This window comes from Alkalihalobacillus sp. NPDC127517 (assembly GCF_050276055.1).
Classification (GTDB): Bacteria; Bacillota; Bacilli; order Bacillales; family Bacillaceae_D; genus Alkalicoccobacillus.
The window spans coordinates 182,775-205,098 of record NZ_JBNNQX010000005.1; the positions used below are offsets into that span (position 1 = coordinate 182,775).

The following is a 22,324-nucleotide window of genomic DNA, read 5'->3' on the forward strand; positions in this document are numbered from 1 at the left end:
TGTCGTAAAACATGGTTCTGGATACAGAGATTAAGTCACAGCTCAACCAATATATGCAGCTTTTAGAGAATGACATTGTGATTAAAGTGAACGCGGGAGACGATAAAGTATCAACAGATATGATTGCTCTTCTCGATGAACTTTCTTCCATGTCTGAGAGAATTACGATTGAAAAGGCTGCTCTACCCAGAACGCCAAGTTTTAGTGTAAACCGTGTAGGAGAGGACACTGGCGTAACATTCGCCGGTGTTCCTTTAGGTCATGAGTTCACATCTCTTGTCTTGGCATTGCTACAAGTAAGTGGTAGAGCTCCAAAAGTGGATCAATCGGTTATTGATCAAATTAAGCAAATTAAAGGTGAATTTCACTTTGAATCATACATTAGCTTAACGTGCCATAACTGCCCTGACGTTGTTCAAGCGTTAAACATGATGAGTGTATTAAACCCTAATATCACGCATACCATGATTGACGGAGCAGCTTTTAAAGATGAGGTTGAGGATAAGCAGGTTATGGCTGTACCAAGCGTTTTCTTAAACGGTCAATCGTTCGGAAGTGGTCGTATGAGCACTGAAGAAATCATTGCTAAGATGGGTGTTGGCGTTGACGCGGAAGAGCTAGCTTCTAAAGATCCATTTGATGTTCTTGTTGTTGGCGGTGGTCCTGCTGGTTCAAGTGCTGCGATTTATGCTGCCCGTAAAGGGATTCGTACTGGAATCGTCGCTGAGCGCTTTGGTGGTCAGGTAATGGATACATTAAGCATTGAAAACTTCATCAGTGTTCCTCACACAGAAGGTCCAAAGCTTGCTGCAAGCCTTGAAGAGCATGTGAAGAATTACAATGTCGACATCATGAACCTTCAAAAAGCGAAGCATTTAGAGAAAAAGGATCTCTTTGAGGTAACCCTTGAGAACGATGCCGTACTCAAAGCAAAAACAGTCATTCTTTCAACTGGTGCACGCTGGAGAAATGTTGGCGTACCTGGTGAAGAAGAATTTAAAAATAAAGGTGTGGCTTACTGCCCACACTGTGACGGTCCATTATTTGAAGGCAAAGATGTTGCGGTTATCGGTGGAGGAAACTCCGGAATTGAAGCGGCAATCGACCTTGCTGGGATCGTTAACCATGTAACTGTTCTTGAGTTCGCGCCTGAGCTTAAAGCAGACAGCGTCCTTCAAGATCGTGTGAATAGCCTACCAAACGTCACGGTTATCACAAATGCACAAACAACCGAAATTACCGGGGACTCAAGTGTAAACGGGATTTCATACAAAGATCGTGCAACAGAAGAGATTCATCACGTTGCCTTACAAGGTGTGTTTGTTCAAATTGGTCTCGTACCAAACACAGAATGGTTAGATGAGTCTGTTGAACGTACTCGTATGGGCGAGATCGTAGTAGACAAGCAAGGCGCAACAAGCGTCAAAGGTCTATTCGCCGCCGGTGATTGCACCGATAGTGCGTACAACCAAATCATTATTTCCATGGGATCAGGTGCCACTGCATCACTCGGCGCATTTGATTATTTGATTCGTAACTAAAATAGCACTCGTTCTATGTAATCATAGGGCGAGTGCTTTTTATATTTAAAGTCAAAAGTAACAAAATGGCTTATTAAATTAGCGCAAAAACTCAGCCAGTTGTTGTTCATGCTTATCCAGTATAATTTGTTTAGACTTAATGCCTTGCTCGTGCAGCATAGTAATGTTTTCAATGAGAAAATCGTTACTGCCAATAATATAAAAGATGCCTTGCTTATCTGTGGTTAGTTTTTTCACATGTGTATAGTATTCTTTTCGGGAAGAAACAAACTGTGCTGTGAAATTTTTAGCAGTTGCGGATGTAAAAATAGAAGGAAATAAGAAATTCTTACTTGAGTCAATGTTCAAGGAGTGAATCTGATTGACGTTATCAGCTCGTTCTAAGTAATCAAGGACAAGCGGTCTGAAGGTTGCTAGTCCAACACCTGAAGACAGTAAATAGACATTTCTGCCTTCTCTTTTAAGCGGTACGTTTGAATGAGTCTTAAAGATAGCCACTTCATCGCCAACCGCTAGTTCTCTTAATATTGCTTTAAACTCAGAGCATTCCTCTTTAATACGTGTTGTAATACCAATGGTTTTCTCGCTCGGTAAAGTGGAAATGGACATATGACGAATTAGACTACGATTAGGCTTATCCCCAACATTAAACCCTTTTAGTGCAAAGTGAGTGTGAGATCCCTCTTCCCAAGTAAAACCTTCAGGGCAGTCAAGAAAATAAGTTTTAATTTCAGGCGTTTCTTCGACAATTTGATTGATTTTCGTCCAATAAATACGTATGATAATCTCCCCCACACTTAGCTAATTAAGATTGTTACTTATTAGTCTACATTAATTGATAATTATTCTCAATGTTTAACAGACAAAAAGTAGTACTTATATAGTAAGAAGATAAACATAATGCTTACGTTTGATTTCATTCTGATGTCTTTTATAGATTCAAGAGCGTTTACTTAAACGCCCTCTCACTCAACCTCTGCTTCCGTCGATCAATCGTATCGTAATATTTCACCTTTTTTTGGAGCACTTTAAGACTGGCTAGTTTCTGATCAATCTCTTGCTGTACTTTCTCTGCATGTGCTGCCATTAACTTTTTTCTTGCGGATATAGTATCTGGTCCCTCTTGGAACATGGTCACATATTCCTTGATAACCCGAATTGGCATGTCCGTGTCACGTAGCGTTTTAATGAAAGCAATCCATTCAATATCTGTATCTGTATAGCTTCTGTTTCCGGATGAACCACGCATGATTGCTGGAATTAATTGTTCTTTTTCATAATATCGCAACGTAGATGCTGATAGTCCCAGCTTTTCTTTGATTTCGTTCATTGTGTAGTGGTTCATATAGGCAAGTCCTTTCCGTTGACTTAAAGTGCACTTTAAGTAGTATGATAAGTTCATCTTAATAGAGGAGTGATTTGATGTCTAACAAAATTCTTGTTGTTGTGAGTAGTTTTCCAAAATATCCGGATTTAAATAGAGCGACTGGCTTATGGTTAGGCGAAGCTGTTCATTTTGTGAAAAAGGTAGAAGACGCAGGGTTTGAGGTGGATTATGTGAGTCCAAAAGGCGGCTACACGCCAATTGATCCTCATAGTCTGGCTGCGGCTGAAGAAATTGACTGGGAGTTTTATCTGAACCCAGAATTCATGAAAAAGCTTGGGAACACGTTAACTCCTGAAGACGTGAATCCAGCTGATTATGCAGCCATCTACTATGCGGGTGGTCACGGAACAGTCTGGGACTTCCCTGAAAACGAAGGTCTTCAGAAGATTAGCCAAACGATTTACAACAATGGCGGAATTGTTTCTTCTGTATGCCACGGCGCAGTAGCGTTGTTAAATCTCAAAACCGAAGACGGTAATTACCTGATTGCCGATAAAGTGGTAACAGGCTTCACAAATGAGGAAGAGAAGCTTGTTGAACTTGATAAGCACCTTCCATACCTCGCTGAAACTGAACTGGTTAAGCGAGGCGCGCAGTTCCAAAAAGCAGACAAGCCGTTTGCACCATATGCTGTTGAAGACGGACGCCTAGTAACAGGTCAAAATCCGGCTTCAGGTGGCCCAGTTGCAGATCTAGTGTTAAAACAACTTCAAAAGTAAAACAAATAGCGACCGGTCCTAGTAGGGCTGGTCGCTTCTTTCTTTTAAAAGAAATCAATAAGAGCAGGCTCGTCTCCAGGAATAAGTGATACAAAGCGTTGGATTGCTTCATTATCGCCTTTGATCAAGCCTTGCTTCAGATAAAATGAAGGTCTTCTGTAGCCTAGCATTAAGCTGGTTAATGTCTGGATCGTCATCGAGATTGTCGGCTGCTCTGATGACAATCCGCAACTTCCTTGCCCGTCTTCAATCGAAACCGCAAATGTCTGATTATTCCACTCAGCATAAGCGTCTTCAATTTGAAGCGTAAAGCTCATACTTGTTCCCTTAGTAAATGGATACTCTTTTAAGAATGCTTCCACCTCAACAATTCGTGCCATGAAGTAAGGATGAATCGCTGCCTTTGCTTTAGGGTCCGGAAGAAAATATGCTACATGTTCTGAACCGGCTGCTGTTATCTCAACGGACTCAACCATCGAATCATGCTGTCCAATAAATGAAAGCAGTGCCTTCAGTCCGCTACTCTCACTATAGACAAGCTCTTCTGTCTCAAACCGATGATTCTTTACCTTATAGACCATGTAAGCAGTAGGCACACCTGAAGAATCGGTATAAAGAACAGTCTCATGCTTTGCGTATTTCTCCACAAGCGCTTCCCACCACCAGTTCTCACGGACAAGCATTCCATGACTACAGCTTTTGTCATACAGGGTGCGAATACGAGGGTCAGCAAAAGGAATTCGTTCGAACTCTCCCTCAAGCTTTCGGTCTGGTTTCGGAAATTCTGAGAGCTGCAGCGTATACGTCGCCTCATCAAATGCAATCTCCCAACCGAACTTCCGGTAAAACCCTATAGCAAACGGGTGAAGATAAGAAAGCACATGCCCCTCTTCTCTCATCGTTTTTAGTGTATAACTCATTAGCTGCGTAATGAGGCCCTTGCGTCGTTGCTCAGGATAAGATGCTACTCCGGCAAGACCACCCATTCTCATCGTATGACCAAATACATTTACATCAAAATCCAACAGCTCTACTTTTGCTAGAACTTTCCCATCAGATACCTCACCATATGTTGTAGCATCGTTCCACGATCGTTTCGCCCGTGCACGTGATTCCTCTGGGTCAGCTACTTGAAAAGCGTAACAATCTAACGCATAAGCTTGTTCAAATTCATGATCTTCTAAACGTCGAATGGCCATGTGAAACCTCCATATCTTGGAATATCTCTAGTTTAGCATAAGCGTGTACTCTATTTAACCTAAAAAAACAGGGTAGATCTAAGATCTACCCTGTGATCGTTCATAAACATATTCTTTAAATGAGTTGTAGACCCAAATGCTCACGAAAGCTATGACCACTATACGCCTCTCTAAACAAACCTACTCGCTGTAATTCAGGAACGACTAAATCGACAAAGTCTTCCAAGCTCCCAGGTAAGGTTGGTGGCATTAGGTTAAACCCGTCCGCTACTCCGGCCTCTACCCATATCTTCATTTGATCGACAATGTCCTTTGGCGTTCCAATGAGTGTGAGGTGTCCTCCACCTGCACTTAGATACCCTATTAATTCCCTCACCGTTGGATTGGTATCGTTTATAATCTCTAAAACGGTCTCGTAGCGACCCACTGGCCCGGTAAACTCTTCAACTGGTGGGAGGGAAGGCACTTTTTCATCAAGTGCCCAATTAGAGCAATCTTGTTGAACAAAGAAACTTAGTTGCTTTAAAGCAGCCTCAATCGGTAATCGTCCATCGAGCTCCGCTTTTTTCTTTAAAGCCTCTTCATATGTATGGCCAACATAGGTTACCAACCCTGGCAAAACTTTTATACGCCTTGCCGGGTCCTCACTTTGTTTCATTTGCAGATCTAGCTTCTTTCTGAACGTTTTTGCTTGTTTAAGATTCCAAGAAACCGAATAAACAGCATCCGCGTACTTGGCTGCGAGTGCAATACCCTCTTTTGATGCTCCTGCTTGCATCGAGACCGGTTTACCCTGGGGACTACTTGGTGTTGTAGAAGGTCCATGCACATTAAAGTAGGTTCCCGCGTGGTGAATGGGCTCAATCTCTGATGGATTGATGATCTTCCCATTATCTCGATCATGTAAAAACGCCTCTTCCTCCCACGAAAGGAACAGTTTGTCCATCACCGCCGCAAACTCATCAGCCTTTTGATAACGCTCCGCACGTGGGGGCAGCGCGTTCATTCCATGATTTTGAGCTTCTATATCTGTCATCGAAGTCACCAGATTCCAGCCTACCCGCCCGTTTGTCAGGTGATCCAAGCTTAAAAGCTGTCTAGCCGCTGTAAATGGGTTAGAAAAAGTACTTGAGATGGTTGAGACTAACCCTACATGTGTCGTCACTTGAGAGATAGCCGTTAAATTCACAATCGGGTCAAACCAAAAAGCTGGCAATTCAGTAGAATCCAACCCTTTAAATGCTTGGTTATCCGCAAAAAAGATCGCGTCAAAGTACCCCTTCTCCGCAAGCTGGGCGAGCGACTGGTAATAGGAAATCTCCCCAACTTTTTCAATGGTTGAATCAGGCATTAACCAAGCCGCTTGATGATGCCCACATCCATATAGTAAAACACCTAGATGTATTTGTTTCTTTGCCACCCTTTTCACCTCACGTTCCTTCGTCTGATGTTGCTTAGTTCATCGTCAATCCGCCATCGACTGTAATGTTTTGGCCCGTCATGCCAGTCGCTTGCTCAGAAGCAAGATACGCAACCATATTCGCTACATCCTGAGTTTCCGTTACCTTTTTAAGTGGTGTCGATTGAGCGATCAGATCAAAGACCTCAGGGGTTGTGACTGCACTAGCATCTGTTGTTTTTAACAAACCGCCTGAAACAACATTAGCTTTAATTCCATGCACACCAAGTTCAGCCGCAATGTTACGTGTAAATCCAATTAAGCCTGCTTTTGCCGTTGTGTATTCATGATAAGGGACAACAGGGTTCTGAAATAGATTGGTTCCGATACTAATAATCGTTCCTTCTTTTCTTTCTATAAATTGAGGAACCACACTTTGAATCACATTGAAGGCAGCTTTCAACGTGCCATCAACCTGTTTTTGATAATCATCCCATGATAGCTCTGTGAACGACTTTTGTTTTGTAGGGTCAAACTTGAAATCTACTAACGCATTGTTAACCACTACATCAACTTTTCCAAAATAAGCTGTAGCTTGTTCGATTAATCGATCTACTTCCGCCCGATTTGTAACATCTGCTTGAATGGCACAAGCCTTGTCTTCTCCAATCTCAGACACCAAGGCTTCTGCAGCTTCCTTACTTTGATAATAGTTCACAACAACCTGAAACCCTTGCCCCGCTAGTGTTCGTACGATTGTTGCTCCTAGTCCTCTGCTTCCACCTGTTACAACGACTGTTCTTGTCATTCTGACCACTCCTCTATGTTTTTGTTAGATCAACGAAAAAAACGCAGCATTCCTGTAGGAACACTGCGCAAACTAATGAATACATACCAATCAATCACAAATACACGGTAACTATGTATAAAAGCTTGGCACTTTCCTCCGCTAGTCTTACCTAGTTCAGGTTCAAAGGGTTCGAGTATAAACTCATCTCAGTTAAAAACACCCCTAGTGCATCTTGACTATTTAATTATCGTTGGTTATTTTAGGTAACGTTTTCACGTTGGCTTTACTATACCTTAGATTAATTGGTGCGTAAAGATTTAATTCACTCATCATCTTCCTTTAAAAGTTCTGATAGCATTCTTTCACGATTCTGTAGAAAATAGTGAGTGATTTGATAGTGATCCGTCATTTGATAATCAATTACATCAATTTTTTGTTGATCAAAGCTATAGATCTCTGCATCTGGATAGCCAAGTAAGATAGGAGAATGCGTAGCAATAATAAATTGCGCGTTTTCCTTTGTTGCCAGGTCATGAATCACCCTTAGAAAAACCAATTGTCTAGCAGGAGACAGTGCAGCCTCCGGTTCATCGAGTAAATAGAGAGCCTTACCATCAAAGCGGTTTTTAAACAAGGAAAGAAACGATTCTCCGTGCGATTGTTCGTGTAAGGATTGTCCACCATAACGACCATAACTGTAGGAAGGATCATCTTTCTTTAATTGATCCAAATGAGAGGCAAATTGATAAAAGGATTCTGCTCTTAAAAAAAAACCATTACCAGTCTTAGGCATCCATCCTAACCGAAGATAGTCGCCTAACGCTGATTGGGAAGCATGCACCTCATATTGATTCCCCCTGCCTCCTCCCGCTGTATTAAAATCGCATTTATCCGCAATTCCCTCTAACATCGTCGATTTTCCTGAGCCGTTTTCACCAACAAAAAAAGTAACAGCTTTGGTTAGATTTAGTTCATCAAAATGCTTCAGACACGGGATTGAGAAAGGATATTCATTGTCACCTGAGATCTTTTCACGTAATAATTTGATCTTTTTTAAATACATGACTTCCCCTCCTACAATTTATTTTCAATTACTTCATCTTTTCACACTATACCATCTTCTTTTCCTGATTTTGATGCGCTAGATTGAAAAAATCAGTTGCATTTAACATAAGTTCATCATATTATTTACTTACCGGTAAGTAAATAAAGGAGGAGATCATATGCGAGACAAGGAACAAACGTACAAACAAATTATTGAGACGGCCTTTTCTATGTTCTCAGAAAAAGGGTTTGATCAAACAAGCATGGCTCATATCGCAGCAGAAGTAGGTATAACGAAACCAGCTGTTTATTATTATTTCAAATCAAAAGATGATCTGATTAAAGCCCTCTTCGACATCATTGCTAAGGAAATCCAGTCGATCACTTACGCAGACCTTAACGAGATGAATGATACGAACCTGCATACCATGTTGTATACCATTGGCGAAAAAGCAATTTCCCTCCAAGAGCACAACCTGCAGTTTAACCAATTGTTTAACCAATACATCTTGTTAGCCTCTCGTGACTCTTATTACTCTGAAAAAATAAAAGACATTCAACAGGAATTCTTTAATGCCTTCTATAATCTGTTTAAGCATGCTGTTAAAGTGAACGCAATAAACGATGAAAACATTTTAATTAAGTCACAATTGCTTGCACTTGTCTTTGATAACATCACGAATTACATCTTAACCGACACAAAACTGGAATTTGAACAGGTTTGGCGTGAAGCTGTAGATAATACACTAAGAGGCATAGAAACGTATGAATAATAGTCTAAGTAATCATCGTATAGAAGGGTTAGACTTTGCTCGTGCCCTGGCTATGTTTGGAATGCTGGTCATGAATTTCATGGTCTCTACTGGAGCACAGGGCAACGGTGCACCTGCTTTGGTCTGGTTCACCAACTTATTTGAAGGAAGAGCCGCAGCCACCTTTGTTACATTGGCTGGTATTGGGATCTCTTTGATGACCAGGAAAGCACGTATCACATCAGAGCAAGCAGTCATTCAAAACACACGAACCTCTTTACTAAAGCGATCCCTCTTCTTATTTGTGCTCGGTATGCTGCTATACAGCATAGGTTGGTCAGGGGACATCTTACACTATTATGGGTTTTTCATGTGTTTTGCAGCTTTTATCATCCTAACCTCACCAAAGGTCATTATAGTCATCCTTGCGACTATTGCCCTTGTCGCTCAATTCTGCCAGGTCTTCTTTAACTATATGTATGGTTGGAGTCCAACTCAGCCCTTCTTAGAGTATCTTGATTTCTGGACAGTGACAGGATTTCTTAGAAACTTATTCTTTAATGGATATCACCCTGTTTTTCCGTGGTTTGGCTTTCTGCTTATAGGCATGCTGATAGGGCGTTTGAACTTAGCGGATGTCAGAATAAGAAAAACCATACTCCTTGTGAGTTTAACCATGCTCACCGCTACAGAGCTTCTATCAAGATTCTTCATCCACCTTTTTTCAAGTTCCATTTTAGATATGGAAAGTGCGCGTTTCATCTTTGAAACAGGACCGTTCCCACCAAATATCTTTTATCTGATCTCTAATTCATCGTCTGCTCTACTGGTGATTATGTTATCTATCTACGTCGTTAACAAATGGTCAAATAATCCTCTCATTCGTTCTCTAATCTACACAGGTCAATTAACTTTAACCCATTATGTAAGTCACGTCGTTATTGGAATCGTCATTCTGCTGCTCTTAGATAAGGTCGTAGTGTTTAATGGATATGTAGCCCAGCCACTTTTTCCTATCTTTCTTTATGCTTGTGTATATTTCTTAGTAAGTGTCATTTTCTCAGCTTCTTGGAGAAGAAAATTTAATAGAGGACCAATCGAAATGTTAATGAGAAGATGGTCCTGATTGTACCAAATAGCTTCATGATAGAAAAACCGCTCCAAAAAGCTTTGGAGCGGTTCAGATTTATGGTGAAACGACTCCTACACCTGCATTTTGACGTACAACATTTTTCACCTGACTTACAGGAGTCGCCTGATACGAATATGGCGGGTTATATGTTGTTGTCGAAGAAGTTGGAATGTCACCAGTTGATTGAGTAAATGTGTTATTGATTAGGTGCCAATATCCAATTTGTCTACTATCACGGCTAGTAATAGGGTTACGTGTATTCTCAAATGCATTCTCTTCAATTCGGATCTTAGCACCCATTCGTGAGTTGATTCCCGTTTCAATAATGTTGCTGTAGTAGTTGCTAAAAATATGAGCCTCACCAAAGCGTACTGATGGGACACGAGAGTTCAAATTTTCGAAATAGTTATTGTGAAAAGTGATCTTACGGTTATAAGAATCAGTATCTGATGAGCCCATCAGCATGCTTTTCCAGCTATCATGTACATAATTCCATGAAAAAGTGATGTAATCAGCATCTCTTTTTACATCAAACAGACCATCATAATAGTCTTTATGCACATCTAAGCTATTATAAAGCTCATTATGGTCTACCCAAATGTTTTTAGAAGGTCCTTCAATACTAATAGCGTCTTTATCCCCGGTATTCACATGGTGTATTTTCAGGTTACGGATAATGATGTTGTTCGCACGCCATACCTTCATTCCAATTCCATTAAACTCTCCGCGTGTTCCCACACCAAGAATTGAAACATTATTTACGTCTTTTATGTCGATTTTACTAGCTGATGTATTTGAGGGGGTAATAGTACCATTCACATAAATCGTTAGAGGGGTATTGCTTGGTTTGTTCTTTAACGCTGTAAGTAGTTGATCTCCTGTTGTTACGGTTACAGTTGTACCACCCGCACCACCTGTTGTACCACCATTTAGTGTTGCAAAACCTTGCATGGCAAAATTAGCATTCAAAATGTTAGCGCTTTCATTTTCTGCCTCGACTGGAACAGTAAACACACTTAACATAAGCACCATGGCAATGAATACAGAGAAGACTGATTTCAAACTCATCCCTACTTTCGCATTTTTTAGTAAATGAATTGAAACAAACAATCAAACAGCTCCACAGCTCACCCTACTCAATTATGCAATGGATATAGGCATCACCCCTGTATAGAAGATATATTAAGCGTACCATGATATAAAAAATGAGACATTGGGAAAATCACGACTGAATTGATTGCATAATAACTTGTTAGATGACTTTCTTCCAATGATTAATAAAGTAGCCGATGCCTTAAATCAAATCTCATTTCAAAAAAAACTCCACAAACTAGAGACCTTTAATCAAGCTTTAATAGCAATCTTTTAAAAATCCGCTTGCTTGGCATCGCTTGATGAACATTCCACCCTATGTGTTGCTTAGTCTACTGCATGTGAAATAATGTTTTGAGGAGATTGGTTATTAAGATTATGTTTAAACCGATAAATGATCCTTGTCCTAAAAGTATCATTGGAAAATAAATGTATTTTCTTTATAAATGTAGTATGTTGATATAGAACAATTGAAATCATTCTTATATCGGGGTGCGTTTATATGCCTAAAACAGATAATTTGTTAGCCATTCTGTGGATGCTTCGTGCAGATAAAAAAATTACAGCTAAACAAATCTCAGAAAAGTTAGAGATAAATATACGGACTGTGTATCGTTATATTGATACCCTTACAACAAGTGGAGTGCCAATCATTTCAGAACCAGGACAATATGGTGGATATGCTTTATTAAATACGTTTATTGAGGCTCCTTTATTTTTTAATTCTGATGAGCAAACTTCTCTTTTTCATGCCGCTGTTTTTGCAGAAGAAGCTGGATATTATGGTGGTGAAGCACTAAATAGCGCAATTACCAAGCTAAGCAACTATTCAAATCAAAAGCAGGAAACAAAAACAGACCAGCACATAGCCACTCTTGAAGTGATAAATCAATTACGCCCACTTTCTATTGAGTCCTTTTTAAAAAAGTTGGAAGAAGCTATTGCTTCCAGCTATTCAGTAAAGATTAAATACCATAAAAGTGGTGTCTTGGAATTAAACGCTAGATTGGTCAATCCATACAGATTGATCTATTGGAACAATAAGTGGTACATGATTGGATTTTGTCATCGCAGGCAAGATATCCGTAGTTTTAGAGTAGATCGAATGGAAAGCCTGCTGTTAACCGAGGAACCATTTAATCAGCCAGAACATTTCTCAGCACGAGATCATTTTATAGGAGGTCTTCTACCTACATTAGATGAAAAGGATGGTGTTATTTCTTTGGTTGTTAGTGGGAATAAGCACGTTTTGGATGATCTTTGCCAACATTGGTTTTTAGGGAATTATTTAAAAGAACAAACTTCAGATGAAGCCATTTTTCTACTAGAAGAAGATGTAATACTTACCTATGTCCCCTATTTACTTTTACCATTTAATAAATCAGTTAAAGTGATTGAGCCAGTAAGCCTTAAGAGAAGGCTTGTTGACGTTCTATCTGAATTGATAACATTTCACGAAAAATAAAAACATCCCTGACGGTAACTGTCAGGGATGTTTTCTTATACTAGACATATCAAATATGATTGGAGTGTGAAAGGATGCAAGTTAAAAAAGCCTATCTCTATGTATTTAACACAATGTCAGATTGGGAATATGGATATTTAATCGCTGAACTAAACACAGGTAGATATTTCAAAAAAGGATTGGAACCTTTTAAAATAATAACAATTGGAGCTACTAATGAGATAGTTACTACAATGGGGGGACTTAGTATCAGTCCAGATATCTCCATCGATGAATGTACTCTAGAGAGTAAAGATCTTTTCATTTTACCAGGCGGATCTACTTGGAATGATGAAATGCACCAACCTATATTAGAAAAAACTGCCCAAGCATTAGAGACTGGTACAATGGTTGCTGCCATTTGTGGTGCGATTGAGGGACTTGCAAATATGGGATACTTAGACACTAGAGAGCACACAAGTAATAACCTTGAGTATACTAAAATGGTTTGTCCCAATTATAAAGGAGAAGGATTTTATAATTTAGAATCTGTAGCATCTGATGCGAATTTAGTTACTGCATCAGGAATAGCACCCCTGGAATTTGCTCGGGAAGTACTGAAGAAACTTGAGATTATGACACCTGATACTTTACAGGCATGGTACAACCTAAACAAAACTCATCAACCCGAATACTACATGGAATTAGTAAATTCATTGCAATAACGAACAACGTAAAATGCTATAAACTCTTAACCATCTTTACTATTTCTTTTTGGTACCCTAAATGTTCATAAACTTCAACTGCCCTTTTATTTCTTAAGAAGACATCGAGACTGATCTCGGTTAGCCCTTGATTAGTAGCCCATTCTTCAGCAAAATGTATTAATATTTTTGCTACGCCTTTTCCTTCACTTTGTTCAGACACAGCTATCGCTGATACATATGCTAGTTTATGATTTGTAAAATAGTCTTCTTGGATTCCAAGCTCAATGTAATCTAATTTGAGGCCGTCATCCTCTGCTATGAATATGCTTTCTTTGTTACTAGTAACAGCTTGTAAAACGAACTCTTCTTAGCCGAATACACGCAAAAAAAGTTATGAACCCTCATGAAAATAGCTAACAAAAGGACTCCTACTGTTAGAAGTCCTTATTTCTATCCTTATTTCCCACTGTCCAAAACGCTACTTCTACTCTCTTCTTGCCTTTCATCCGCGTCTTCTTTCACTTTTTCCTGAAGCTCTGTACTCTTTGTTTCTATATAGTCTGAGAGCTTCTCTCTCCGTTCATGTGCGAGGTCCCTCACTTCATGGATATCAAAGTCAACGTCCGGTTTTAATTTGTATAGAATTGAGACGATTCGATTTCGTTCCTCATACCCTCGTTGGATCGCATCATTTTGTACTTCATATAATGAAAGAATTTGTTCGGTTCGTGCCTCGTAGCCTTTTAAGATGTTCTCATTTCTCCATTGTAGCCATGCCATCTCCAAATTCTCTGCTTCTTGACTAAACACCTCATCCAACATTTCTGCATGATCTGCTTTGAAGTACTCGCCTTCCCCTGCATCAGCTATTGCTTCAAGCGATTGATGTTCTTCATCATTCACATTAAAACCAATGATCTGGACGACAGCTGATACATCAGAATCGTGAAGTGCCTTCGTTGCCTCAACTGGATCTCCACCGCACGTTTCTTCACCAGCACTTACGATGTACATGATGTTTTCTCCACCTTCTGGGAACATAGCTCCTGCCTCTTCAATGGCTAAAGCAATCGGTCTAAACCCTGTTGCTTCAAACGAATCGAATGCCGTTTGGACACTTTCTTCTTCATACTCGTTAAATGGATAGAATGTCTCGGTTTGAGAACAAGATTCCTCTTTGCCCTCTGTTTGATTACTCCCCTGGTGTCCGTAAGCATGGATGGCCACATTTGCATCATCAGGCAGATCTGCTACAAAAGCCTGGACCGCATCCTTCGCAATGTCGATCTTCGACTTTCCATCCATCTCGGTCGCCATGCCATCACTTGCATCCATTAGGATCTGGATGTTGAGTCCCTGCTTTTCTTCTTCCTCTGATTCATCCTGCTCCTCTTTTGGAGCCTCTGTTCCTTCCTCAAAGCTTTCAAATAAATCCTGTTCTTCTCTAAAATCTTCAGCCAATAGATAGAGCATGCGATCAAAGGCTTCCTGAGTAGTTAGGCCTTCAGGAAAATTTTTAACCTCTTCAAGAACGGCTTCCTCATCAAAGGCTTCTCCGTGAAAAACCCCTGGCTCCTGTCTCAGTAGGTCTTCTACAGAATCCGATTCATTCTCCTCCTCTGCTTCAGTCTGAGATTCCTGAACATCCTCTATATCGACCTCTGGCGACTCATTCATTTCTTCTGTCTTCTCGCTTCCACTAACTTGCTGATCCTGAATATCTGTATTTGTTGGTTCTTCCTCATCACTACAGGCTGCTAACCCAACCATTGTAGCTAGTAAAAGGCACGCTATTCTTTTTTTCATTCAAATCACCTTTCATCTCTTCTGCTACTCTCTATCATAAAACGATTACAAGTGGAAAACTAGTCATTTATGAACAGCTCTACCTCTAACTATACATGTTACTAGCTTTTCACGTTTTACGGACATCAATACCAGGGTATAGACTCGGTACGTGTAGAATAACAATGAATAAGGAGAATCCATATGAAAAAAAGAGGTATGTTTATCACAATCGTCGCAATTATTTCCCTAACGTGTGTGGGAATTCTTGTGTTTAATTTTTTTAACGGAAGCCAAGACCAGCTAGCGATTACAGAAGAAAAGGTCTATGAATACCTGACAGAAGAACAGAATTATGCAGAGGAAGAGATTGAATCGATTCGCACAGATTACGACTGGAGTGGCGATAAATATGACGAAGAAGATGCGTACCAGGCATTTGTCACGTTCGCAGATGAAGACCAGGAATATCAATACATCTATAATGACAACATTGGTGTGCAGCAAATCGGAGGAACAGACGGCGAAGGCAATCATACCGAGGATAACGGATAACGCTGCTTGAAAGGAGGGTGTTGAATGAAAAGGGTAACGTGGAGATCCTATACGGTCCTGACCTTAAGCATACTGCTCATTTTAAACATTCTCTTATTGGATCTGATTGCCCCATACCTAAACACGTTCACTGGCACACTCTATTACTTATTTGTGCCAGTGTGTTTGGTGGCAATCATCATCTTTTTGGTTCTTAGTTTCATCTCAAAAAAAGAAAGCAACATTATGCCTGTGCTCGCGCTCATCATTACGCTTGTCACACTTGCAATCATCGCTTTCTTCATATACTTTGGTGCTAATTTTGCCTAAACGTCTTAAAGGCGGGACTCAATTCGCTCCACACATCAAATTGATTTCCGTCTATATCCTCAAAAACGAAATTCCTGCCTGAGTGACCTCGATCCTCGACCTCTCCAACTCTCATTTTCTTAAGCATAAACTCTTGATGTAAAGACTCTAGAGCAGCCATTCCATCTACCTCAAAGGTTAAAGAGAACCGTTCCTTTCCATGAATATCTATAAAATTAGTGAGCTGACCCTCTTGAGCCTTTACTAGAAAGACACTATGATTCGCTAGTTCAAGAATAGCCTTATCCTCATCCTCATAATTTAACTCAGCCCCCAGTTTTTCAACATACCACTGGGCAGAACGTGTTGGGTTGGAAACAGGTATATAAGTAGTACCAACTCTAATTAATTTTTCATTCATTGTTTTTACCTCCTTGGAAGTGGATATGTATGCACATGTCTGTAACAAATTAATTCCTGATTCGTGTTCACTACAACCTCGTCTATTCCATAGCTGTTATGCGCATTATAGTATGGGTAAATGCGAAGCGTAATCTCATACAATCCACCAATCCCGTATACTTGTTTGATCTTAAGAATCTTCGTATCATAGGCTGCCCATTGTAGTGTTCCTGGTACATGATTATCGTGTTTATATAACTCAATCACTGCTTGATCAATGGGCGCTCTCAAACTACAAATTAAGGCGTATCTTAATGAATCAGAAAGATTAGTGTCTGCTTCGTTTAATGTGGCGCGGTAATGTTGTAGCATAGTCGGTCTCCCCTTTAGCTTGTTTGTAGTATTTTATATGCGGGAGGGAATTGTGGGATGACTTGATCAATCAACATATTCCATAATTATCTATAAATAAGTTTAAAAGTAATCTATTTAGGCTAGTTGATAAGTATGTTCCTCCTAAGAAACTCATAGTGTTAAAAAGGAGACTGATAAAATGGGGAAAATGATAAGTGGATCCATACTCATTCTAACGGCAGGAATTTTATTTGCCACAAGAGTGATCGCTAGTTCTATTATTGCTGGTGGGTCAGAAGTAAGTGGATCGGGTCTTTATGATGATATAGTCGATAGTTACAGCTACTCTAACCAATTATTAACTGGCTCTATTATACTGGCAGTTATAGGATTTGCTTTGTTGGTTTGGGGTCTACTGACAAGTAAAAACCATGCAGCAGAATCTTAATTCTATAGTACGGAATAACAGTTTATTCGAGAAACAGACCACTACGTAAGGTGTAGTGGTCTATTTCTTTATTTTCCAAAAGGATATTTTACATCCGTAAGCTCCTCTGATACACTCCATAACCTTGTCATTCTAGAATCGTCATAGAGTCCTTTCCTCGGTTCTTCGATCGTAGGATTCCCTTTTCTACCACCTGCTCCATCTGGTCCAATCAATTCCCCACCTCGGAGAGATTCGTCTGTCGCTGCCATGATGGTAGGTAGCGCCCCTTTCTCAGCTGGCTGACTAGCCAATTTTAGAAACGGTTTAACGTACCAAGGCGTTTTCTTTTTACCCAAGGTGAACAGGTTCGTAGACGATATCCCCGGATGCGCAGCTACACTAATGGTTTTATAGTGATTTGCCTTTAAGCGATTATCTAACTCTTTGGCAAATAAGACATTTGCTAGTTTACTCTGTCCATAGAAAACAAAGCTCTTATAACCACTCGTTCCATGCAAGTTCTCAAATTGAATAGCCCCATTCCGATGAGCAATCGATGTCAACGTGACAACCCGAGAAGCTTCCCCCTTCTCAAGTAACGGCAGCAGTAAACCCGTCAAAGCAAAATGACCTAAGTGATTGCTGGCAAACTGCAATTCAAACCCATCCTCCGTTATCGAATAAGGGGGCATCATGACGCCTGCATTATTGATGAGTAGGTCAATGACCTCCACCTGGCTTGAGATCGTATCAGCAAATTCTCGAACACTTTGAAGCTTTGAAAGGTCGAGTGAATGGACATGGATATTCGCTTCTGAATATTCGCGTTGGATCTCTTCTTTAGCTTTCTTACCTTTTTCCGTATTTCTTACTGCTAGGATGATGTGGTGTCCCAGACCTGCGAAGTGCTTGGCTGTTTCTAGGCCGAGTCCGCTGTTTGCGCCGGTGATGAGTATTGTTTTGATTTTCATGTGTTGGCTCCTGTTCTGAGAATGTACGTTTCAGTTCACTGATTAACTAAATGAATATAATGACAATCTACCTTAACTCATAGTATAGGTTTAATTAACCTTAGTCCAAAAAAGAGAATGTTAATTTAGATTACACTATTTATCTAAAGCCAGAAGTGTACTATTCTTTTAAAAGATTTTTAATAGAGCTCACAGTTTCTAAGTTTTATAGTAATGTTCATCTCTTTTTATGCACTATCAATGATTTATGTAGTATAGAAAAAAACTCCCTAATCATAGGAAGTTTTTTTCTATCTTTATATAACCTACTCAACCGTCACACTTTTTGCAAGGTTACGTGGTTTATCCACATCACACTCTCTGTGTAGCGCTGCGTAGTATGAGATTAGTTGCAATGGAATCACTGCTGCTAGTGCAGTTAGGTGTTCGTGAACGCGCGGGATGACGATTTGGTCGTCTGCTTCGTTCATACCTTCCATGCTGATTGTGCAGACGTGGGCGCCACGTGCTTCTACTTCTTGGGCGTTTCCGCGGATGCTTAGGTTTACGTGCTCTTGTGTTGCTAGTGCAAAGACTGGTGTGCCTTCTTCAATTAAGGCAATCGTTCCGTGCTTTAATTCTCCTCCAGCAAAGCCTTCTGCTTGGATGTAAGAGATTTCTTTTAGTTTCAGTGCACCTTCAACGACTACATGATAGTCAGCTGCGCGTCCGATAAAGAAGGCGTTACGTGTAACGGATAGGAAGTCACGAGCGACTTTCTCCATCTCTTCCTTCTGTGCTGTTAGTACTTCCATTGCGTTTGCAACGATACCAAGCTCTTGTAATGGATCGAAGTCTAGCTCGATGCCGGCAGAACGGGCTACGTCAACGGCAAGGATAGCAAATACAGCGATTTGAGCTGTGTATGCTTTTGTAGAAGCAACAGCGATTTCAGGTCCAGCATACGTATGAAGCGTGAAGTCAGCTTCACGAGAAAGCGTAGATCCTGGTACATTTGTGATGGTTAAGGCTTTGTGGCCTTGTTTTTTCACTTCGACTAATACACCTCTTGAGTCGGCTGTTTCACCACTTTGAGAGATGAAGATAAAGAGTGGGTTCTCTGATAATAACGGCATATTGTACAAGAATTCACTTGCGATATGCACTTCAACTGGACGGTTTGCAAGCTTTTCAACAAGCTGCTTTCCAACTAGACCTGCGTGATAGCTTGTTCCAGCTGCAATGATATAGATGCGGTCACTTGATTTTACGGCTTCACGAATGTCAGCATCGATACGTAGGCCACCGTCTTCATTTTGATACTTTTGGATGATGTTACGCATAACAAACGGCTGCTCATCAATTTCCTTTAGCATAAAGTGAGGGTATGTTCCTTTTTCGATGTCACTCATATCAAGCTCAGCTGTGTAAGGCTCGCGCTCAATCTTCACACCAGCAAGTGTTTCAATTGTAATGGAATCACGTTTAACAATGACAATCTCCTGATCCATGATCTCAACAAACTGATCTGTTACAGCAAGCATCGCCATAGCATCAGACGCAATAACATTTGCATCTTCGCCAACTCCGATCAGAAGTGGGCTCTTATTTTTTCCGACAAAGACCGTTTCTTTGTCTTCTTTATCGATTAAAGCAAGAGCGTATGAACCTTTAAGAAGGGATAACGTCTCACGGAAGGCTTGTTCTGTGCTGTGACCTTGCTCTACAAAATGCTCAATCACTTGAACAATGACTTCTGTATCCGTATCACTTGCTAGCTCTTTGTTACTTAGGTAGTTTGCTTTAAGTTCTTTGTAGTTCTCGATCACACCGTTGTGTACGAGAGTGAAACGGGCACTTGAGCTCTGATGCGGGTGTGCGTTCAATTGACTTGGTACACCGTGAGTCGCCCAACGTGTGTGTCCGATCCCAACTGTTGCGCTGGTTTCTGAGTCCACCACACCACGTAGAGTCGCAATACGGCCTTTTTCCTTGAATACGTGTACGCCCTCTTCGTTTGTTAGAGCGATACCGGCTGAGTCATAGCCACGGTACTCAAGCTTTTCAAGTCCTTGAAGCAAGATTTCCTTTGCATCTTCCGTTCCTACATAACCTACAATTCCACACATGAATGGTTACCTCCCATAGTCGGGGGCAAGCAACCTGAGGGCATACTTGCCCCCACTCTTATCAATTTTAGTTTTTATGGGCATGGTACTTCTAGCTTTGTCCACCAGGTCACCCTGATGCTTTTTCCAGAAGCTTGACGGTTGTCATGCATCAACCGGAGGGCATCCGCCGAAAAAATCGATAAACCCTCTCCTCGTCAACTGTCCCAAGATCCGTTCGCGGAACAGTTCAGGCGCTTTATGTTGCTCACTACCCTTACACAATCCTCCTCTCATCTAATCCAAAATAATCATACTTGATTGACAACCTATCGTCAATCAAGAAAATAAAGCGGAGAGTGGGGTTTACCGTGTAGTCTATGCGGCAAAGTCACGGGTGGTGAGCAATTCGGGGAATTGTCTAATTTTGTGGTAATTGGTAGTGAAATTCTGATTGAGCCTTTACCTAGAGTTACCTCTAGGTGCTATCGTTAAAAAATAATAATTTTTTTATAGGAGTGATGATAGTGAATGATATTTTTGATCGTGATCGTGCCGGTGAGACTATATCCATCCAAGATCCTGAATTCCCCAAAATGGCTCAAGCGATTGAGCGAGCGCAAGAGCTCGTGGCTAAACTGAATACAGGCTACCATTCAACTGAAGAGGTCAGAAAACAATTCTTTGAATTAACTACTCAGGAAATCAACCACACCTTTGAACTGCTTCCTCCCTTTTACACCGATTTTGGGCAAAACATAACTGTAGGTAGTCATGTTTTTATTAATTCTGGGTGTACATTCATGGATAGAGGAAGGATTACAATCGGAGATCATGTATTAATTGCTCCGAAAGTAAATCTTGTGACGACGAATCATCCAACCTCTCCAACTGAAAGAAGAGCCACTATTTCTAAGCCAATCAACATAAAGAACAATGCTTGGATTGGCATTGCAGCAACCATCATGCCAGGTGTGACGATCGGTGAGAATTCCATTATTTCAGCCGGAGCCGTTGTTACAAAAGATGTGCCTGATAACGTGATTGTTGCAGGAGTTCCTGCCAAAGTCATTAAATCAATTGAGGAATAAAAAAAGGTGTCCCTTCCGTTATGGTTGGGACACCTATCACTCATTAATTACATCGTGCTCGTATCAATCACAAAACGATATTTTACATCAGAGTTTAAAACACGATCATACGCATGGTCAATCTCATCTGCAGAGATGACTTCGATGTTTGGAGCGATATTGTGCTCTGCGCAAAAGTCGAGCATCTCCTGTGTTTCTTGAATGCCACCAATCATCGAGCCTGCAAATGAACGACGACGACCAATTAACGACATGACATGAACAGATAATGGTTCAGGTGGTGCACCCACGTTTACCATCGTGCCATCTAACGCAAGAAGGCCAATATACGCGCCAGCATCAATCTTTGCGCTGACTGTGTTAATGATTAGATCAAATGTACCTGCAAGCTTCTCAAAGGTTTCTGGATCCTTGGTTGCGTAATAATCCTTGGCACCAAATTTCATTCCATCTTCTTGCTTGTTTAACGTCTGCGAAAGAACCGTAACCTCTGCTCCCATTGCATGAGCAATCTTAACAGCCATATGACCAAGTCCACCCATACCGACAACTGCTACTTTCTTGCCAGGACCAGCATTCCAACGGTTTAAAGGGGAGAACGTCGTAATTCCTGCACATAGTAACGGAGCTGCTGCATCAAGCTCAATATTGTCAGGGATGCGCACAACAAAGCCTTCTGTGACAACGATATGAGTGGAGTAACCACCTTGAGTCTGCTCACCATATTTATCAACCCCAGCATATGTAGGGACGTTTCCTTTATTGCAATACTGCTCATCGCCTTTTTGACAGTTCTCACATTCTCCACAGGAATCAACCATACACCCAACGCCAACACGGTCGCCCACTTTGAACTTAGTCACATTCGGGCCTACCTCTGTTACGATTCCAGCAATCTCATGACCGGGAACTAACGGATAATTCACCTCGCCCCACTCTCCATGAGCTGTGTGAATATCGGAGTGACAGATCCCAGCAAACTTAATCTCAATCAGAACATCTTGTTGATCAAGCTCACGTCTCGTAATCTCCGCTTCTCGGAATCCTTTATCCGGACCGTCTACTGCACGTGCTTTTGCTTTTACCATAAATGTATGACCTCCATATGAATTTAGACTATAAGGGTCTTTTCCCTTATGAGTGTAAGGTTAATCC

General features: G+C 40.8%; 23 protein-coding genes, 1 pseudogene and 1 riboswitch. Of the genes and pseudogenes, 10 read left to right on the forward strand and 14 right to left on the reverse strand.

Annotated elements, in window-relative coordinates:
- Positions 1 to 11: 11 nt before the first annotated feature.
- On the forward strand, positions 12 to 1,541 hold the full coding sequence (gene ahpF, locus ACQKKO_RS08340; protein WP_498646128.1) for an alkyl hydroperoxide reductase subunit F: 1,530 nt from the start codon (positions 12 to 14) through the stop codon (positions 1,539 to 1,541).
- Positions 1,542 to 1,619: 78 nt separating this feature from the next.
- Here the strand turns inward: ahpF and ACQKKO_RS08345 are convergent, their stop codons facing one another.
- Both ACQKKO_RS08345 and ACQKKO_RS08350 read right to left on the reverse strand, forming a co-directional pair.
- On the reverse strand, positions 1,620 to 2,321 hold the full coding sequence (locus tag ACQKKO_RS08345; protein ID WP_498646337.1) for a dihydropteridine reductase: 702 nt from the start codon (positions 2,319 to 2,321) through the stop codon (positions 1,620 to 1,622).
- Positions 2,322 to 2,490: 169 nt separating this feature from the next.
- Positions 2,491 to 2,886, reverse strand: coding sequence for a MerR family transcriptional regulator (locus ACQKKO_RS08350; protein WP_498646130.1), 396 nt, complete (start codon positions 2,884 to 2,886; stop codon positions 2,491 to 2,493).
- Between the two features lie 77 nt (positions 2,887 to 2,963).
- Here ACQKKO_RS08350 and ACQKKO_RS08355 point away from each other — a divergent pair, with 77 nt between their 5' ends.
- Positions 2,964 to 3,647 carry a type 1 glutamine amidotransferase domain-containing protein gene (locus tag ACQKKO_RS08355; RefSeq protein ID WP_498646133.1) on the forward strand — a complete coding sequence of 228 codons (684 nt, stop codon included), beginning with the start codon at positions 2,964 to 2,966 and terminating at the stop codon, positions 3,645 to 3,647.
- A gap of 44 nt (positions 3,648 to 3,691) precedes the next feature.
- Here ACQKKO_RS08355 and ACQKKO_RS08360 read toward each other — a convergent pair whose 3' ends face one another.
- From ACQKKO_RS08360 to ACQKKO_RS08375, 4 genes are all read right to left on the reverse strand, one after another.
- Positions 3,692 to 4,846, reverse strand: coding sequence for a GNAT family N-acetyltransferase (locus ACQKKO_RS08360; RefSeq protein ID WP_498646134.1), 1,155 nt, complete (start codon positions 4,844 to 4,846; stop codon positions 3,692 to 3,694).
- 115 nt (positions 4,847 to 4,961) lie between these two features.
- On the reverse strand, positions 4,962 to 6,275 hold the full coding sequence (locus ACQKKO_RS08365) for an LLM class flavin-dependent oxidoreductase (RefSeq protein WP_498646136.1): 1,314 nt from the start codon (positions 6,273 to 6,275) through the stop codon (positions 4,962 to 4,964).
- A gap of 25 nt (positions 6,276 to 6,300) precedes the next feature.
- Positions 6,301 to 7,053, reverse strand: a complete 753-nt coding sequence (locus ACQKKO_RS08370; RefSeq protein ID WP_498646137.1) for a 3-oxoacyl-ACP reductase — start codon at positions 7,051 to 7,053, stop codon at positions 6,301 to 6,303.
- Positions 7,054 to 7,169: 116 nt separating this feature from the next.
- A riboswitch (TPP riboswitch) is annotated at positions 7,170 to 7,269 on the reverse strand.
- An 88-nt stretch (positions 7,270 to 7,357) separates the two neighbouring features.
- Positions 7,358 to 8,098 carry an AAA family ATPase gene (locus ACQKKO_RS08375; RefSeq protein ID WP_498646138.1) on the reverse strand — a complete coding sequence of 247 codons (741 nt, stop codon included), beginning with the start codon at positions 8,096 to 8,098 and terminating at the stop codon, positions 7,358 to 7,360.
- Between the two features lie 160 nt (positions 8,099 to 8,258).
- Here ACQKKO_RS08375 and ACQKKO_RS08380 point away from each other — a divergent pair, with 160 nt between their 5' ends.
- Together ACQKKO_RS08380 and ACQKKO_RS08385 are read left to right on the forward strand one after the other, a co-directional pair.
- Entirely contained in the window at positions 8,259 to 8,852 is a 594-nt protein-coding gene (locus ACQKKO_RS08380; protein WP_498646140.1) for a TetR/AcrR family transcriptional regulator, read from the forward strand.
- Positions 8,845 to 9,957, forward strand: a complete 1,113-nt coding sequence (locus ACQKKO_RS08385) for a DUF418 domain-containing protein (protein ID WP_498646141.1) — start codon at positions 8,845 to 8,847, stop codon at positions 9,955 to 9,957. The genes ACQKKO_RS08380 and ACQKKO_RS08385 overlap by 8 nt, the downstream gene beginning before the upstream one ends.
- Before the next feature lie 60 nt (positions 9,958 to 10,017).
- Here ACQKKO_RS08385 and ACQKKO_RS08390 read toward each other — a convergent pair whose 3' ends face one another.
- A complete protein-coding gene (locus ACQKKO_RS08390) occupies positions 10,018 to 11,031 on the reverse strand; it encodes a pectate lyase family protein (RefSeq protein ID WP_498646339.1) in 1,014 nt (337 codons plus the stop codon).
- A gap of 526 nt (positions 11,032 to 11,557) precedes the next feature.
- Between ACQKKO_RS08390 and ACQKKO_RS08395 the strand changes: the two genes are divergently transcribed.
- Entirely contained in the window at positions 11,558 to 12,520 is a 963-nt protein-coding gene (locus ACQKKO_RS08395) for a helix-turn-helix transcriptional regulator (RefSeq protein ID WP_498646143.1), read from the forward strand.
- 74 nt (positions 12,521 to 12,594) lie between these two features.
- Positions 12,595 to 13,224, forward strand: a complete 630-nt coding sequence (locus ACQKKO_RS08400; RefSeq protein WP_498646146.1) for a type 1 glutamine amidotransferase family protein — start codon at positions 12,595 to 12,597, stop codon at positions 13,222 to 13,224.
- A gap of 16 nt (positions 13,225 to 13,240) precedes the next feature.
- On the opposite strand, the pseudogene ACQKKO_RS08405 reads toward ACQKKO_RS08400, so the two are convergent.
- Together ACQKKO_RS08405 and ACQKKO_RS08410 are read right to left on the reverse strand one after the other, a co-directional pair.
- A pseudogene (locus ACQKKO_RS08405) lies at positions 13,241 to 13,549 on the reverse strand (GNAT family N-acetyltransferase); the annotation flags it as partial.
- Between the two features lie 113 nt (positions 13,550 to 13,662).
- Positions 13,663 to 15,012 carry a vWA domain-containing protein gene (locus tag ACQKKO_RS08410; RefSeq protein WP_498646148.1) on the reverse strand — a complete coding sequence of 450 codons (1,350 nt, stop codon included), beginning with the start codon at positions 15,010 to 15,012 and terminating at the stop codon, positions 13,663 to 13,665.
- 183 nt (positions 15,013 to 15,195) lie between these two features.
- Between ACQKKO_RS08410 and ACQKKO_RS08415 the strand changes: the two genes are divergently transcribed.
- Together ACQKKO_RS08415 and ACQKKO_RS08420 are read left to right on the forward strand one after the other, a co-directional pair.
- A complete protein-coding gene (locus ACQKKO_RS08415; RefSeq protein ID WP_498646149.1) occupies positions 15,196 to 15,546 on the forward strand; it encodes a DUF3139 domain-containing protein in 351 nt (116 codons plus the stop codon).
- Positions 15,547 to 15,570: 24 nt separating this feature from the next.
- Positions 15,571 to 15,855, forward strand: a complete 285-nt coding sequence (locus ACQKKO_RS08420; RefSeq protein WP_498646150.1) for a hypothetical protein — start codon at positions 15,571 to 15,573, stop codon at positions 15,853 to 15,855.
- Here the strand turns inward: ACQKKO_RS08420 and ACQKKO_RS08425 are convergent.
- Both ACQKKO_RS08425 and ACQKKO_RS08430 read right to left on the reverse strand, forming a co-directional pair.
- Positions 15,842 to 16,255 (reverse strand): VOC family protein, encoded by a 414-nt coding sequence (locus ACQKKO_RS08425; protein ID WP_498646151.1) that lies wholly within the window; start codon positions 16,253 to 16,255, stop codon positions 15,842 to 15,844. The genes ACQKKO_RS08420 and ACQKKO_RS08425 overlap by 14 nt on opposite strands.
- 5 nt (positions 16,256 to 16,260) lie before the next feature.
- Positions 16,261 to 16,608, reverse strand: coding sequence for a DUF3888 domain-containing protein (locus tag ACQKKO_RS08430; RefSeq protein WP_498646153.1), 348 nt, complete (start codon positions 16,606 to 16,608; stop codon positions 16,261 to 16,263).
- Between the two features lie 181 nt (positions 16,609 to 16,789).
- Between ACQKKO_RS08430 and ACQKKO_RS08435 the strand changes: the two genes are divergently transcribed.
- Positions 16,790 to 17,038 carry a hypothetical protein gene (locus ACQKKO_RS08435; RefSeq protein WP_498646155.1) on the forward strand — a complete coding sequence of 83 codons (249 nt, stop codon included), beginning with the start codon at positions 16,790 to 16,792 and terminating at the stop codon, positions 17,036 to 17,038.
- A 68-nt stretch (positions 17,039 to 17,106) separates the two neighbouring features.
- On the opposite strand, the gene ACQKKO_RS08440 is transcribed toward ACQKKO_RS08435, so the two are convergent.
- On the reverse strand, positions 17,107 to 17,991 hold the full coding sequence (locus ACQKKO_RS08440; protein WP_498646157.1) for an oxidoreductase: 885 nt from the start codon (positions 17,989 to 17,991) through the stop codon (positions 17,107 to 17,109).
- A 305-nt stretch (positions 17,992 to 18,296) separates the two neighbouring features.
- A complete protein-coding gene (gene glmS / locus ACQKKO_RS08445) occupies positions 18,297 to 20,099 on the reverse strand; it encodes a glutamine--fructose-6-phosphate transaminase (isomerizing) (RefSeq protein ID WP_498646159.1) in 1,803 nt (600 codons plus the stop codon).
- 500 nt (positions 20,100 to 20,599) lie between these two features.
- On the opposite strand from glmS, the gene ACQKKO_RS08450 reads away from it, so the two are divergent.
- Positions 20,600 to 21,169, forward strand: coding sequence for a sugar O-acetyltransferase (locus tag ACQKKO_RS08450; RefSeq protein WP_498646162.1), 570 nt, complete (start codon positions 20,600 to 20,602; stop codon positions 21,167 to 21,169).
- A 47-nt stretch (positions 21,170 to 21,216) separates the two neighbouring features.
- Here the strand turns inward: ACQKKO_RS08450 and ACQKKO_RS08455 are convergent, their stop codons facing one another.
- Complete coding sequence (locus tag ACQKKO_RS08455; protein ID WP_498646164.1) at positions 21,217 to 22,257, reverse strand: NAD(P)-dependent alcohol dehydrogenase; 1,041 nt, start codon at positions 22,255 to 22,257, stop codon at positions 21,217 to 21,219.
- Between the last annotated feature and the right edge of the window lie 67 nt (positions 22,258 to 22,324).

What these genes read in the sequence shown, in the direction of transcription:
- ahpF (WP_498646128.1), top strand. Translation starts at nt 12, where the DNA reads ATGGTTCTGGATACAGAGATTAAGTCACAGCTCAACCAATATATGCAG.
- ACQKKO_RS08350 (WP_498646130.1), bottom strand. Translation starts at nt 2,886, where the DNA reads ATGAACCACTACACAATGAACGAAATCAAAGAAAAGCTGGGACTATCA.
- ACQKKO_RS08355 (WP_498646133.1), top strand. Translation starts at nt 2,964, where the DNA reads ATGTCTAACAAAATTCTTGTTGTTGTGAGTAGTTTTCCAAAATATCCG.
- ACQKKO_RS08360 (WP_498646134.1), bottom strand. Translation starts at nt 4,846, where the DNA reads ATGGCCATTCGACGTTTAGAAGATCATGAATTTGAACAAGCTTATGCG.
- ACQKKO_RS08370 (WP_498646137.1), bottom strand. Translation starts at nt 7,053, where the DNA reads ATGACAAGAACAGTCGTTGTAACAGGTGGAAGCAGAGGACTAGGAGCA.
- ACQKKO_RS08375 (WP_498646138.1), bottom strand. Translation starts at nt 8,098, where the DNA reads ATGTATTTAAAAAAGATCAAATTATTACGTGAAAAGATCTCAGGTGAC.
- ACQKKO_RS08380 (WP_498646140.1), top strand. Translation starts at nt 8,259, where the DNA reads ATGCGAGACAAGGAACAAACGTACAAACAAATTATTGAGACGGCCTTT.
- ACQKKO_RS08385 (WP_498646141.1), top strand. Translation starts at nt 8,845, where the DNA reads ATGAATAATAGTCTAAGTAATCATCGTATAGAAGGGTTAGACTTTGCT.
- ACQKKO_RS08390 (WP_498646339.1), bottom strand. Translation starts at nt 11,031, where the DNA reads ATGAGTTTGAAATCAGTCTTCTCTGTATTCATTGCCATGGTGCTTATG.
- ACQKKO_RS08395 (WP_498646143.1), top strand. Translation starts at nt 11,558, where the DNA reads ATGCCTAAAACAGATAATTTGTTAGCCATTCTGTGGATGCTTCGTGCA.
- ACQKKO_RS08400 (WP_498646146.1), top strand. Translation starts at nt 12,595, where the DNA reads ATGCAAGTTAAAAAAGCCTATCTCTATGTATTTAACACAATGTCAGAT.
- ACQKKO_RS08410 (WP_498646148.1), bottom strand. Translation starts at nt 15,012, where the DNA reads ATGAAAAAAAGAATAGCGTGCCTTTTACTAGCTACAATGGTTGGGTTA.
- ACQKKO_RS08415 (WP_498646149.1), top strand. Translation starts at nt 15,196, where the DNA reads ATGAAAAAAAGAGGTATGTTTATCACAATCGTCGCAATTATTTCCCTA.
- ACQKKO_RS08420 (WP_498646150.1), top strand. Translation starts at nt 15,571, where the DNA reads ATGAAAAGGGTAACGTGGAGATCCTATACGGTCCTGACCTTAAGCATA.
- ACQKKO_RS08425 (WP_498646151.1), bottom strand. Translation starts at nt 16,255, where the DNA reads ATGAATGAAAAATTAATTAGAGTTGGTACTACTTATATACCTGTTTCC.
- ACQKKO_RS08430 (WP_498646153.1), bottom strand. Translation starts at nt 16,608, where the DNA reads ATGCTACAACATTACCGCGCCACATTAAACGAAGCAGACACTAATCTT.
- ACQKKO_RS08435 (WP_498646155.1), top strand. Translation starts at nt 16,790, where the DNA reads ATGGGGAAAATGATAAGTGGATCCATACTCATTCTAACGGCAGGAATT.
- ACQKKO_RS08440 (WP_498646157.1), bottom strand. Translation starts at nt 17,991, where the DNA reads ATGAAAATCAAAACAATACTCATCACCGGCGCAAACAGCGGACTCGGC.
- glmS (WP_498646159.1), bottom strand. Translation starts at nt 20,099, where the DNA reads ATGTGTGGAATTGTAGGTTATGTAGGAACGGAAGATGCAAAGGAAATC.
- ACQKKO_RS08450 (WP_498646162.1), top strand. Translation starts at nt 20,600, where the DNA reads ATGATAGTGAATGATATTTTTGATCGTGATCGTGCCGGTGAGACTATA.
- ACQKKO_RS08455 (WP_498646164.1), bottom strand. Translation starts at nt 22,257, where the DNA reads ATGGTAAAAGCAAAAGCACGTGCAGTAGACGGTCCGGATAAAGGATTC.